11 protein-coding genes are annotated in these 13195 nt (G+C 51.4%); 5 read left to right on the forward strand and 6 right to left on the reverse strand.

Annotated elements, in window-relative coordinates:
- Positions 1-16: 16 nt before the first annotated feature.
- From ABD843_RS13995 to ABD843_RS14005, 3 genes are read right to left on the reverse strand one after another with little or no spacing between them, the layout of a single operon-like run.
- Complete coding sequence (locus ABD843_RS13995; protein ID WP_345084314.1) at positions 17-1486, reverse strand: glycosyltransferase family 2 protein; 1470 nt, start codon at positions 1484-1486, stop codon at positions 17-19.
- Entirely contained in the window at positions 1486-2640 is a 1155-nt protein-coding gene (locus tag ABD843_RS14000; RefSeq protein WP_345084317.1) for a HEAT repeat domain-containing protein, read from the reverse strand. The genes ABD843_RS13995 and ABD843_RS14000 overlap by 1 nt, the downstream gene beginning before the upstream one ends.
- 17 nt (positions 2641-2657) lie before the next feature.
- Entirely contained in the window at positions 2658-3059 is a 402-nt protein-coding gene (locus tag ABD843_RS14005; RefSeq protein WP_345084320.1) for a response regulator transcription factor, read from the reverse strand.
- A gap of 415 nt (positions 3060-3474) precedes the next feature.
- On the opposite strand from ABD843_RS14005, the gene ABD843_RS14010 reads away from it, so the two are divergent.
- Both ABD843_RS14010 and groL read left to right on the forward strand, forming a co-directional pair.
- Positions 3475-3756: a co-chaperone GroES gene (locus tag ABD843_RS14010; RefSeq protein WP_345084322.1), complete on the forward strand. Its 282-nt coding sequence runs from the start codon at positions 3475-3477 to the stop codon at positions 3754-3756.
- Positions 3757-3875: 119 nt separating this feature from the next.
- Positions 3876-5513 carry a chaperonin GroEL gene (groL, locus tag ABD843_RS14015; protein WP_345084324.1) on the forward strand — a complete coding sequence of 546 codons (1638 nt, stop codon included), beginning with the start codon at positions 3876-3878 and terminating at the stop codon, positions 5511-5513.
- Between the two features lie 178 nt (positions 5514-5691).
- On the opposite strand, the gene acs is transcribed toward groL, so the two are convergent.
- Positions 5692-7596, reverse strand: coding sequence for an acetate--CoA ligase (gene acs, locus ABD843_RS14020; RefSeq protein ID WP_345084327.1), 1905 nt, complete (start codon positions 7594-7596; stop codon positions 5692-5694).
- A gap of 178 nt (positions 7597-7774) precedes the next feature.
- On the opposite strand from acs, the gene ABD843_RS14025 reads away from it, so the two are divergent.
- From ABD843_RS14025 to ABD843_RS14035, 3 genes are read left to right on the forward strand one after another with little or no spacing between them, the layout of a single operon-like run.
- Positions 7775-8797, forward strand: a complete 1023-nt coding sequence (locus ABD843_RS14025) for a glycosyltransferase (protein ID WP_345084330.1) — start codon at positions 7775-7777, stop codon at positions 8795-8797.
- A 13-nt stretch (positions 8798-8810) separates the two neighbouring features.
- Positions 8811-9686, forward strand: a complete 876-nt coding sequence (locus ABD843_RS14030) for a polysaccharide deacetylase family protein (RefSeq protein ID WP_345084333.1) — start codon at positions 8811-8813, stop codon at positions 9684-9686.
- A 45-nt stretch (positions 9687-9731) separates the two neighbouring features.
- Positions 9732-10745, forward strand: coding sequence for a glycosyltransferase (locus tag ABD843_RS14035; RefSeq protein WP_345084336.1), 1014 nt, complete (start codon positions 9732-9734; stop codon positions 10743-10745).
- Positions 10746-10752: 7 nt separating this feature from the next.
- On the opposite strand, the gene ABD843_RS14040 is transcribed toward ABD843_RS14035, so the two are convergent.
- Together ABD843_RS14040 and ABD843_RS14045 are read right to left on the reverse strand one after the other, a co-directional pair.
- Positions 10753-12564 carry a 2-oxoacid:acceptor oxidoreductase subunit alpha gene (locus ABD843_RS14040; protein ID WP_345084339.1) on the reverse strand — a complete coding sequence of 604 codons (1812 nt, stop codon included), beginning with the start codon at positions 12562-12564 and terminating at the stop codon, positions 10753-10755.
- 181 nt (positions 12565-12745) lie between these two features.
- Complete coding sequence (locus ABD843_RS14045) at positions 12746-13159, reverse strand: hypothetical protein (protein ID WP_345084342.1); 414 nt, start codon at positions 13157-13159, stop codon at positions 12746-12748.
- Positions 13160-13195 lie beyond the last annotated feature (36 nt).

Here is a 13195-nt window from a genome sequence, read left to right on the forward strand (position 1 = left end):
GTCCTTGTTATATATTTTATGTTGCTTGTGTGGTCGGTGATTGGGGCAAAGTACTCTTCGATTTCTTGAAACCTGCACGCTGCATATTGCCCCACGAGTGCTTGCGGTTGGTAAGCTGAAAATAATAACCTCTTATAGAGAACACCACTATCAGCGGGTGGTATATGATCATTTCTATGAACACCATAGCGGCTATCCTGGCCACATCGCCCCACGTCTTGTAGTACTGGAAAGTAAGCTGGTCCCACAGTACCGACAGCGTAGATATCATTACCGAATAGGTATAAACGAATATCAGCAGTATGATGGCATAGGGCCAGTTCACCAGCCCGAAGTAGATAAGGAATATGTAGTAGATGATACCCAGGAACTCTATAACCGGCGCCAGCAGCTCGAAAAAGAAGTTGTAGGGGAACACTATGAAGCCAACCCTGCCATATGCCGGGTTGAAGAGCATTTTTTTGTGTGCCAGCATCAGCTGTAGCAGGCCGCGCGCCCACCTGGTACGCTGCCTCATGAATATCTTCACCGATGTGGGGCCTTCCGTCCAGCACAGGGTAGTAGGTATATAGCGTACCGATGCATCTATCTTGTTGTCGTACACATAGCGCGACATACGCATACGCAGCTCCATATCCTCACCAAAGGAGGCGGGGTCGTACCCGCCTGCCTTGATGGATATCTCCTTATCGAACAAGCCCAGGCCGCCCGATACGTTGGGTACGGCATTGATGTAGCTCCACCCCATCTTACCCAGCACAAAGGAGCGGATATACTCCAGCTCCTGGAAGCGGGCCAGCAGCGGGCGCGGCGCCTTTATGTTTATCAGCACACCCTCATCCACCTCGCATGAATTGGCCATGCGCAGCGTGGCGCCGGTGGCTATCACGCGCTTCTTCTCCTCCTCCATTATGGGCTTCACCAGCATTTGCAGGGTCTGCGTATGCAATATGCAATCCACATCCGTACACAGGAAGTAGGGAAATGCCGAAACGTTTATACCCACATTCGTGGCATCGGCCTTTGCCTTACCATTCTCCTTGTCCACCACCAGCAGCTTGGCATATGCCTCGTCCGACGATTTGTATACACCCCTCACCGGCTTCGATGTCAGCTTCACGTCATAGGCAAAATCCACTTTCACCAGAGAGAATTCCTTGATCACCTTCTCCAGCGTATCATCGGTACTACCGTCGTTTATGATGATCACCTCATAGTTCGGATAGTCGAACGTAAGCAGCGAGCGCACATTGGATATGATGGTAAGACCCTCGTTGAACGCCGGCGCTATCACAGATATGCCGGGGGCCAGCGGCGAGCCTACTATCACCTTATAGTCGGTATAACTTTCCTTGCGCAGGAAGAGGCGTATGTTCGCGAACGACAGTATGGCCAGTATAGCATAGATAAGCAGCAGTCCCACACCATATATGAATACGGTGGTCTCGAAGAACCAGGAAGCATATTCTATGAATGTGGCGCCCATTAATACTTGATAAGCGGGTTAAGACAGTGTTTTATTATCAGTTGGTTCTCTTCATGGGTCATTTCCATCAGCTCTTCCACCAGCAGCCTGGAGTGTTGTGTATTGTGCCGTATGATGGCTCTTGCCGCATTCATGCGTATATCGAAGTTGGACGAATACAGGAACTCTGTCTTCAGGAACTCCAAGTACTTGCCCGATGCTATGCTGCCCATCGCCTTCAGTATCTCTATCTGGCAGTTCAGTGGCTGGTGGTTGTATATACGCACCATCTTCTCCTCTGCCACCTCTGCCGATAGCTTGCCCAGGCAGGCTATCGCATCGGCGCGAAAGTAGTGGTCCTTGTTGTTCAGCAGTTCCATTACCGCGGGTATGGCGCTCTGCTGGTCGTAGTGGGCTATCAGCTTCAGGCAGAAGGATACCACGCTCTTGTTAGATGAATAGCTCACCCAGCGCGAGAAGTTGGGGATGGCTATGTCCTTCGTAGTGGTGATGATCTTGAACATCTCCAGCTGGTCCCATGGCAGCAGCGGCTCTGTGGCTATATCAAAGAATTTGAAAGGCTCGTTCTTGCTGAGCTGTATGTAGGCATTTCGTGCGGCCGCCCTCAGCGATGGGTTGGTACTGTTGGTGAGCGGCAGTATGGTCACGTCCGATATGGATATGTCCATCTGTGTCAGCTCCACCACCGCCTTTATCTTGCGCTCCCACCTCATAGACTTCATTTTGGCAAATGAGTCTTTCTGCAGGTCCATATCTATGTACAGCTTCCTCAGCAGGTCGCCCACCTCTCCACGAAAGTTCTTGCGGTACTGTATCAGGGTATCTATCAGTATCTGCCGTACGAAGGGCTTTTTGTATACCTTATTGGCCAGCGCCGCCTGGTCGAACTCTATTTCTTCTATCAGTACGTCCTTGCCCAGGTTCTCGTTCAGCAGTACCTGCTCGGTTATCAGTTCTTCTATTATGGGGCTTATAAAGGCCACCCTTTTCTCGTGCACATAGCTGCGGTAACGTTTGTACATTATCACGCCATAGGCTACTATCGTGGCCACAATGGCTATCACGATGAATGCCAGGGCTATCTCAATAAAAAGTGGGAGCAAACTGAATTGCTCATATGCCTGGAATAATAGGTCTACCAGATCTTTCCACATGTCGCTCTACTCCTCTATTATTTTTTCTTGGTTACAAGCTTTAGGTTGCTGCTTCTATTGGCCAGCAGCTTGCGGATGCGTATCATCAATTCACCCGCCATTATCGGCTTCTTCAGGTAGTCGTCTGCGCCCAGCCTGAAGGCCTCGGTTATGGTCTCCTCATTACCTACCGACGAACATACTATTATACCCACATGGCGCTTTTCGGTATTGGCGCGCAGGCGGCTCACTACTTCCAGTCCGTTGGCGTACGGCATCATCAGGTCGGTTATCACCACATCGTACTGCTCATTGTCCAGTTTTTCAAAAGCTTCCTTACCATCCTTGGCCGTCAGTACCTCATGTCCGTCCTTCCTCAGAATGTTCCGAATAGCTTTCAGCATTATATCGTCATCCTCTATTACTAATATATTCGACATACCTTGTGTTGATAGCTTTTTAGGCCTATTAGTTAACTACGAAAAATACACCTTGCCCGTCGTTTTCGCCCTGCAAATATCCGCTTTATATCTTAACATCTATAGCATTTACATTATATTAACGAAAACGCTATAAATTAACAAACGGAAAACATGAGGGGTTACCGACAGGCATGTTTGATATAAAATTAGCCCTTACGGCGCTAATAAGCAAATCTCCCGCCCCAATGAATTAAACATTAATACAACATGTGACATATCCCTTCTGCAAACTGCCAAAATTTGTCACAACAGGCCCTCGGAACTGCCATTTTGAACGAAGTAGGTGCCAAAAAGAACAGATAGCGGCTATGGCACAATATGTGATGAACCAAATCAAAACAACCATCCTTAAACACTTAAAATTTTATAAGTCATGACAAAGAACGTGAACATTACTCCATTGCACGACAGGGTAATAGTGAAACCCGCTGCCGCAGAAGAGAAGACCGCAGGTGGTATCATCATCCCCGATACAGCTAAAGAAAAACCTCAGCGTGGTACTGTAGTAGCTGCCGGCCCCGGTAAGAAGGACGAGCCGATGACCGTTAAATCTGGCGATACCATTCTCTATGGCAAATATGCCGGTACCGAAGTGAACTTCGATGGCCAGAACCTCATCATCATGCGCGAAAGCGATATATTAGCGGTGATATAATTAGGGCATGTACCAATGAGGCAATGCGACAATCGCCTGTTCACCATAAAACAATTAAAATAAAAAACATCTATAATTGGCTAATTGCCAAATTGTAAAATCATAAAATTAAAAAAAACATGGCAAAACAACTTTTCTTCGACATCGATGCACGCAACAGGATGAAGCGTGGTGTAGACGTACTGGCCGATGCAGTAAAGGTGACACTGGGCCCAAAGGGTCGTAATGTAGTGATCGAAAAGAAATTCGGCGCTCCCGGCATCACCAAGGACGGCGTTAGCGTGGCAAAGGAAATAGAACTGGAAGACGCTATAGAGAACCTGGGCGCACAAATGGTAAAGGAAGTAGCATCTAAGACCGCCGATATAGCGGGCGACGGTACCACTACTGCTACCGTGCTGGCACAGTCCATCATCAGCGAGGGTCTGAAGAACGTAGCCGCAGGCGCCAACCCCATGGATCTGAAACGCGGTATAGACAAGGCCGTGGCAGCCGTGGTAGACAACCTGAAGGCACAGTCTGAAAAAGTAGGCAACGACAACAAGAAGATAGAGCAGGTAGCCTCTATATCGGCCAACAACGACAACGCTATAGGCAGCCTCATAGCCCAGGCAATGGCCAAGGTAGGCAACGAGGGCGTTATAACCGTAGAAGAGGCGAAAGGCACCGAGACCACTGTAGAAGTGGTAGAAGGTATGCAGTTCGACCGTGGCTACCTGAGCGCATACTTCGTTACCAACTCTGAGAAGATGCAGGTAGAGCTTCAGAACCCCTACATCCTCATATACGAGAAGAAGGTAAGCACCCTGAAAGACATACTGCCCATACTGGAAAGCGTGGTACAAAGCGGCCGCCCCCTGCTGATAATAGCAGAAGACGTGGATGGCGAAGCGCTGGCCACACTGGTGGTGAACAAGCTGCGTGGCTCGCTGAAGATAGCCGCCGTTAAAGCTCCCGGCTTTGGCGACCGCCGCAAGGAAATGCTGCAGGATATAGCCGCTCTCACAGGTGGTACCGTTATCAGCGAAGACCAGGGCTACAAGCTGGACAATGCTACTATAGCATCTCTGGGCCAGGCCGAAAGCATCACTATCGATAAGGACAACACTATCATAGTAGGTGGCCGTGGCGAAAAAGAGGTGATAACTGCCCGTGTGAACCAGATAAAGACACAAATAGAGACCACTACCAGCGACTACGACCGCGAAAAGCTGCAGGAACGCCTTGCCAAGCTGAGCGGTGGTGTGGCAGTGCTGTACATAGGTGCCGCTACCGAGGTAGAGATGAAAGAAAAGAAAGACCGCGTGGACGACGCCCTGCACGCTACACGCGCTGCGGTGGAAGAAGGTATAGTGCCCGGCGGTGGTGTGGCCTACATACGCGCCATCGAATCGCTGGCCGGTGTATCTGCCGACAACAACGACGAAAAGACCGGTATAGCCATAGTGCGCCGCGCACTGGAAGAGCCGCTGCGCCAGATAGTAGGCAATGCAGGCCTGGAAGGTTCTATCATAGTACAGAAGGTACGCGAAGGCAAGGCCGACTTCGGCTTCAACGCCCGCACCGAGACCTATGAGAACATGTTCGCAGCCGGCGTTATAGACCCTACAAAGGTGAGCCGCGTAGCGCTGGAGAATGCAGCTTCTATAGCCAGCATGCTCCTCACTACAGAGTGTGTGATAGCCGACAAGCCAGAGCCTAAGAGCGCTGCACCTGCACCGGGTGGTATGCCGGGCGGCATGGGTATGGACTATTAATAGGTCATTATTGGAAGTATTGAAAAGCCCCGGGAGTTCCCGGGGCTTTTTGCTGTTTATCAGCTATGTATATTTTATACCGGATCGAATTCAATATTTTTTAACCTAAAGGATCTGGGCTCGGCATTTCAGCACAGTTAACTTTGATGATACTGGGCGGGTGTCTACTGGCGGGCCTTTATACTTTGGTGCGTTTTATCTCATCTACCACGGCAGGGTCCAGCAGGGTCGATGTATCGCCCAGAGCATGCATCTCTCCCTCGGCTATCTTGCGCAGTATGCGGCGCATTATCTTGCCACTGCGCGTCTTGGGCAGGCCACTCACGAACTGTATCTTATCGGGCCGCGCTATGGGACCTATCACTTCCGTTACGGTCACCAGTATCGCTGCGCGCACATGCATGTGCCTGTCATCATCGGGCATGCTTTCCATTATCACATAGGCATATATGCCCTGCCCCTTCACATCGTGCGGAAAGCCTACTACCGCGCTCTCCAGCACACCCTCGTGCATGTTTATGGCGTTCTCTACCTCGGCCGTGCCTATACGGTGGCCGCTCACGTTCAGCACATCGTCCACGCGGCCGGTTATGCGGTACATACCCTGTTCATCGCGGTAGCAGCCATCGCCGGTGAAGTACATATTGTCATAGGCCGCAAAATAGTTCAGCCTGCAGCGCTCATGGTCTCCCCATGTAGTGCGTAACATGCCCGGCCACGGAAAGCGTATGCACAGGTTACCGCTCACATCGTTCCCCGTTATCACATCGCCCTTTTCATCTACCAGCACCGGCTGTATACCGGGCAGCGGCAGTGTAGCATAGCCGGGTTTTGCCGGTGTCACACCCGCCAGGTTCGATATCATGATCCCTCCATTTTCCGTCTGCCACCAGGTATCTACTATAGGGCAGTTCTTCCCGCCCACATACTCGTTGTACCAGTGCCATGCTTCTTCGTTTATGGGCTCCCCTACCGTTCCCAGTACCCGCAGCGATGCCAGGCTTCTACCCTGCAGTGGCGCCGTACCATAGGCCATCAGGCTGCGTATGGCCGTGGGCGCGGTATACAGTATGGTGGCCCTGTGCTTGCCCACTATATCCCAGAAGCGGCCCGCATCGGGCCATGTGGGAATGCCCTCATACAGCAGCGATGTACCGCCCGCGCACAACACCCCATACACTATGTAGGAGTGCCCTGTTATCCACCCTATATCGGCCGTGCAGAAGTGTATATCATCCGCCCTCACCTGAAAGACGTTCACAAAGCTGTATGTGGCATATACCATATAGCCTGCTGTGGTATGCACCACGCCCTTTGGCTTGCCCGTAGAGCCCGATGTATATAGTATGAACAGCGGATCCTCTGCATCCATTTCCTCGGCCGTGGTCACGCTGCCCTCCGTAGCAGCCACTTCATCGTGCCACCACACATCACGTCCCTCCGTCATGGTCACCGGTATGCCGGTACGCTGCAGCACTATCACCCTTTTTACAAAGCCGCAAACCGATAGCGCATCATCTACCGTTGCCTTCAGGGGTATGTCCTTGGCGCCACGGTAGCCGCCGTCGCAGGTTATCATATATTCTGCTCCGGCATCCTGCAGCCTGTCGGCTATACTCTGCGCGCTGAAGCCGCCGAATATCACCGAGTGTATGGCCCCTATGCGTGCGCATGCCAGCATGGCCACAGGCAGCTCAAGCACCATACCCATGTATATGCATACCCTGTCGCCCTTCTGTATGCCATTGCGCCGCAGCACGGCCGCAAACCGGCATACCTGTTCGTGCAGCTCGCGGTAGGTTATGGTCCTGTGCGGCTCGCCGGGGTCATTGGGCTCCCATATTATGGCAGGCTTATCACCCTGTGTGGCCAGGTGACGGTCCAGGCAGTTCTCCGTTATGTTCAGCCGTCCGTTCATGAACCACTTTACATCGGGCTTGCGAAAGTCCCATTCCAGCACCTTGTCCCACTGCCTCCGCCATAGGAACTCCTCTGCCACACCTGCCCAAAACCCCGAGGGGTCGTTCACGCTGGCGGCATATGCCTGCTTATATTCTTCGTACGAACCTACCCGGAACTTCATTATCATCTGCTATTGATCTTCTATAAAAATAGCGATACTTTTGCCATTTGCGGTAGGCGTACCTATATTTACACATCGACAATAGATAATGGATCTCGTTTTCTGGCAGGGTATCATCAGCATTCATCAAAAGACTTTCCTCGAAGCGTTGGCTAGGCATCCACGGGTGCGAAAAGTTATGTTGGTGGTAGAACGTGATATATCGCCATACCGCGAGAACATGGGCTGGGAAGTACCGAAGATAGAAGGCGTGACAATAGAGGTAGCGCCAAGCAGAGAACGGATAAAAAAAATAGTAGATACAAATAGGGACGCCATTCATGTGCTCAGCGGTATAAAAGGCAGCAAAATAATGAATGTGTCCATGAAGCGGGGCGCCAAACGAAAAGTGAGAATGGGCTCTATGTCGGAACCATACGACCGAACCGGCATAAAGGGCAGGCTAAGAGATGTGAAATACTGGTATACCGGACTGTTCTTTTACAGGCATTTCGATTTTTTGCTGGCCATAGGCAAAGAGGGTGTGAATACCTATACCCGTATCGGCTTCAATGCAAAGCGTGTTTTTCCGTGGGCGTACTTTGTGAGTGTGGATGCCCCCGAAAAACAGCAGACAGCCGATGGTATCACCAAGATCATTTACGCAGGCAGGGTAGAAAAAGGCAAAGGCATATACCCATTCGTTACAGAGCTTGCCAAGGCTGAAAATAAAAGATACCGGCTGGACATATATGGTAGCGGCCCCGATGAGGACAAACTGAAAGAGTTCGTACAGGATAATGCACTTACCGGGAATATATACTTTCACCCATTTCTGAAATACAATGAAATGGTGAAACAGTATACCAATTACGATTGGGTAGTGCTTCCCAGCACCCGGAAAGATGGCTGGGGCGTAATAATAAACGAGGGCCTGCTGAACGGACTAAAAGCCATATGCAGCAATATATGCGGCGTTAGCTGGGCTATTGCCGACAAGCGGAATGGCGTTACCTTCGACTGGCGCAAGCATGGCAGCTGCAGCAATGCTATAGATACCATGCTTGCGGGAACAGGATTTGCAAATGCGGCAGATATACAAGAGTGGGCCCGGCGCTCGCTGAGCGGAGAAGCAGGCGCTGCATACTTTCTGGAAATAATGGACAATGTATATGACAAAAAAGATAAGCCTTCTCCTCCGTGGCTGGCCAATAAAATATGAACGCGTATAGCTGATGAGCGACCGACCCGTAGAGTACTACAAGGATGTGAAACGTAAAAAGGCGCCTTTAAGGGGTTACCTGCGCGATATTGCCCTTACCTATCTTGCCAGGTTCGCCGACGAAAGCTATCTGGCCAGGCCTCGGGTACAGTTCCTGTACCTGCACCACATCTTCAAAGATGAGGAGGCCGGGCTCGATGCATTGCTTCAGCGCCTGGGCAAAGACCACGAGTTCATCAGCTATTCCTCAGCGGTAGATAAGGTCTTATCGGGCAATATCGACAAGCCCTATATCTCGTTCAGTTCCGATGACGGATTCAGGAACAACCTTAAAGCTGCCGAGATAATGAACAAGTATGGTGTAAAGGCATGCTTCTTCATAAACCCGGGCATAACCGGCGAGACCGACCCCAACAAGATAAAGCGACATTGCTCAGATACATTGCATTTCCCTACGGTAGATTTTCTCAATTGGGACGATGTGAACACCCTTCTGTCCATGGGACATGAGATAGGCAGCCAGACAATGATGCACATGAACATGGCCAGAACACCGGCCGCCATTGTAAGCGAAGATGTACAGCGGTCGTTCGACGTACTAAGCGCAAAATGCGGCGATGTGAAACATTTCGCCTTCCCATATGGCCGTTTTTCTGACCTCAACAGCAACGGGAAGAAAGCTGTGTTCGATGCCGGATTTACCTCTTGCGCCTCTGCTGTGCGTGGCTGCCACATCACATCGGGTGGCCCCATACCGCATACACAACTATGCATCAGGCGCGATCATATAGTGCTTGCATGGGACATCGCGCATATCATGTATTTCATCACCCGAAACGCCCGGAATGCAAATTCTGTCAATAATTTCTTTCCTTCAGAACTGCGATGACCGGCAAACCATTATCGCCCTCACTGAAAATATAATTAAGACAGTATGATACTCATAGATGCAGTGTTCATAAACAAGGGCGGCGGCGCGGTATTGCTGCAATACCTCATAGACACCATGCTGGCCGGGCCGCACAAGGATAAGTTCTTCTTCCTGCTCGATCCCCGCTTCGAGCGGCCTGCGGCACTTACAGCTAACTACGAGGTGATACCCAACAAGATAAGTGAGCGCATAAAGTACTACAAGCAGAACAAAGGCAAATACCAGACCCTATTCTGCTTTGCCAATACCCCGCCACCAGTGCGCATAAAAGGCAAGGCGTATACCTACTTCCACAATCAGAAACTGCTGGAAGCGCCGGGCAAAAAATTCCGGAAGATGTTCTGGTCGCAGTATGTGAAGTACCTGTATGTAAAGCTGTACAACCGCAATACCGACAAGTACATAGTGCAGACACCGCATATGGTAGAGATGCTGGTAGATGTAGGACTGAAGAAAGATGCCGACTGCCTCACCATACCATTCTACGACAACAGGAAGTATATAAGTGGCGGCAAGCCTTTTGCAGAAAGGGCCAAGGACGAGTTCGTCTTCATTAGCAACCCATCGCCGCAGAAGAACTACCCCAACCTGCTGAATGCCTGGGAACACCTGCTGAACAATGGGCACACGCCGGTGCTGCATGTGACCATAGACGATACAGCGCCTGCCTTCATAGAGCGTGTACGCCAGCTCAATGAGCGCGGCGCGCGCATAGTGAACCATGTTTACCTCGATCCCCGCGAGCTGTACTTCAATTGCCCCTACCTCATATTCCCGTCTTTGATGGAGAGCTTCGGCCTGCCGCTCATAGAGGCCGCAGAAAGCGGCATGAAGATACTGGCATCAGACCTGCCATTTGTGTACGATGTGGTAAAACCCAGTCTCACCTTCGACCAGGGATCGCCCACGGCCATAGCCGATGCCGTGCTCAGGGCCATGACCGACCCCGCACTACCCATGCCACAGGTAGTAACGAAGAACGAGATAAATGAATTGATAACCCTGCTTGTTGCCTAGGCCTGCGCTACACGCGTACCGCCATTTTCGCCAGTACCTGCCTTGCTATATTGTCGGCGGTTATGGGCATACCGTCATAGTTCAGCACCGATACCAGTTTGGCCGGGTCTATGCCCAGCTCTATCATCAGCAGGCTGCGCATCTGCGCATCGCGGTTCTGGTCTATCACAAACACACGCTCGTGCGCGTGTATGAAAGCCTCCACATCCCTATTGAAGGGGAATGCCTTTATACGCATGGCATCCAGCATCACGCCTTCCTGTTCCAGTATATCCATCGCCTCCTCGGCAGCATACTGCGATGTGCCATAGAACAATATAGCTGCCGATGTTTTGTGCGCCATATCGTACCGCTGTGGTGCGGGCACATACTCTTTGGCCGTTTCCCATTTGCGCAGCAGGCGGTCCATATTGCGCTTATATGCCCCGCCATCCTCGGTATACACAGCATACTCATCGCGCGATGTACCGCGCGTGAAGAAAGCCCCCTTGGTAGGGTGCGTACCCGGGTATGTACGGTAAGTGATGCCATCATTGTCCACATCCAGGTAGCGGCCAAAGCGCTGTATGCCTTCCAGCTCTTCGGCCGTTAGCACCTTGCCGCGCTTGTAGTCACGGCTATCATCCCACTCGAAAGGGGGCGACACATGGTCGTTCATACCCAGGTCCAGGTCTGTCATCACTATCACCGGTGTCTGCAATTGCTCTGCCAGGTCAAAGGCCGTGGCCGTCATCTCGAAGCACTCCTTAGGTGTGGCCGGGAAGAGCAGTACCTGCTTGGTATCGCCATGAGAGGCATATGCGGCCTCCATCACATCGCTCTGCTGCGTGCGTGTGGGCATACCTGTAGATGGCCCTGTACGCTGCACATCTATGAGCACAGCAGGTATCTCGGCAAAATATCCCAGCCCCAGGAACTCGTTCATCAGCGACACTCCCGGCCCGCTGGTAGCTGTGAAGGCCCGTGCGCCGTTCCAGCCTGCGCCTATCACCATACCTATTGCTGCCAGCTCGTCCTCGGCCTGTACTATGGCCACATTGCGCTTGCCGGTAGCGGCATCGGTACGGTATTCATCCGCATAGCCCATGAACGCCTCTACCACCGATGTAGATGGTGTGATGGGATACCATGCCGCTACTGTAGCGCCCGCATATATAGCACCAAGCCCGCAGGCCGAATTGCCGTCTACCATTATCTTATCGCCCACCAGGTCGCGGCGCTCTATGCGCAGGTCCAGCGGGTAGCTGAAATGGTCGTGCACATATTGCACACCCATCTTTAGCGCCTTTATATTGGGTGGTATCAGTTTCTCCTTCCCGGGAAACTGCTCTGCTATCAGCTGCTCCAGCACCCCGAACTCTATACCGAAGAGCGCCGATAGCGCACCCACATAGACGATGTTCTTGAACAGTTGCCGCTGGCGCGGGTCGGTATACTCACGGTTGCATAGCTCCATTAGCGGTATGCCTATGTAGTGTATATCATCGCGCAGCATATCGGCATGCAGCACCCTGGTACTGTCGTAAAGAAAATAACCTCCTGTTCTTACCGATGCCACATCGCCTGCCATGCTTTGCGGGTTCATGGCCACCATCAGGTCTATACCTTCGCGCCGGCCCAGGTAGCCCTTCTCGCTTATGCGCACCTCGTACCATGTAGGCAGGCCTTGTATATTCGATGGAAAGATGTTCTTGGGCGTTACAGGAACACCTATACGGAATACCGACTTCGTAAAGAGGAAATTGGCGCTGGCAGAGCCCGTACCGTTCACATTGGCGAACCTCACTACGAGGTCGTTCACCTTGCTGGATGCTGACATAGATGGATCGCGGGTTGAAGTAATTGAACAATATACTGATGCTGTCTATCGGCTTGTCAATTGTTCCGGTCTATCTTGCTATGTTCCTGTTCGCAGAGCTGCTCCTGTACAAGTATCCTTATGCTGTACAGTAATATTAATGAAATTTATTGGAAAGAGGAAATACGCATACACTACCCTGTTACCAGCCGCGCACCTTGTGCATTATCTTGCCTGCCGCATGGGTAAAAGCGCCCGTCACCACTGCCGATAGCAGCGCATTGAACATACCCAGGAACAGCATGGCCCGCGGCACTGTGATACCATACACTTTGGCCAGTTTGGTATATGGGTCGGTACCATCGGTATGATGGGCCACATAGCTCTCCCACAGGGTAATGCATATGAGTACCGACCATGCCGTGCTGATAAGCCCTACCAGCATACCATGAAGAAAATGCCTGCGCTCTATGAAGCGGGCCAGCATATAGGCTGAAAAAAGATAGATAGGCGTGGCCACTGCCGACTCATACTTTGCCGGCAGCACGAACACCACTGCCAACCCTGTGACAATGCCGCAAAGCGACAGCATAAGTATAAGTTTCCAGTTCATCATGGACTCAAATGTAACCATAATTAGTGGCGATATCTG

Origin of the sequence: Nemorincola caseinilytica (genome assembly GCF_039540515.1) — a bacterium.
GTDB classification, from domain to species: Bacteria; Bacteroidota; Bacteroidia; order Chitinophagales; family Chitinophagaceae; genus Nemorincola; species Nemorincola caseinilytica.